Origin of the sequence: Olavius algarvensis spirochete endosymbiont (assembly GCA_900608495.1) — a bacterium.
Classification (GTDB): domain Bacteria; phylum Spirochaetota; class Spirochaetia; order DSM-2461; family DSM-2461; genus UBA2779.
In genome coordinates this window covers 1-586 of the sequence record UWYT01000153.1, presented here as the reverse complement: position 1 = coordinate 586, position 586 = coordinate 1, and the positions used below count along the sequence as shown (strand labels likewise).

The window sequence follows — 586 nt, the reverse complement described above, 5'->3', positions numbered from 1 at the left end:
CCGGATAGAGAAGCAAGTTAACTACATGGAGTCGAACCCTGATATTGTTGCCAGTAGCGGGAATGTTGAAGAATTTGATGAGCAGGGTGTGTTCCAAACCCTTACAAGGCCTACCAACCCCGAAGTCTTGGAGTTTCGTCAGCTCCGCGGCATACCCATTTGGCATCCAACGGCAATATTTCGCCACAGCGTGCTGCTAAACAACAACATCAGATACAGCGAAAAATTCACTAACACATGCGAAGACTATAAGCTTGTCTTCGATTTATCCCAGGTCGGGAAGCTGGGCAATATACCGGATGTTCTGCTAGCTTATCGACGTTATCCAGGTCAAACCATATCTAGATACCTCGAAAAACGAAAAAAACACGTTTCTGAAATCAAGGCTGAGATTTACAAATTCCTGTGCAGGAAGTATGCACTAAACCCGGCTATCGACAATCCCGGAGAATGGCGTCGCAAGATTCCTCGAAATCACGATGCAATCTGGACATTCCTATTGGTATACGGTTACGCGCAACACAAACCTGGCAAAACTGAAGAAGCTGAGGCTGGTTTTGTTCACACATCTTAGACTGACAGCGAA

General features: G+C 45.9%; 1 protein-coding gene. It reads left to right on the top strand.

From position 1 onward, the window contains the following. A partial coding sequence (locus S1OALGB6SA_RS03995; protein WP_230204405.1) for a glycosyltransferase family protein occupies window positions 1-574 on the top strand: 574 nt, incomplete at its 5' end. Window positions 575-586: the final 12 nt, after the last annotated feature.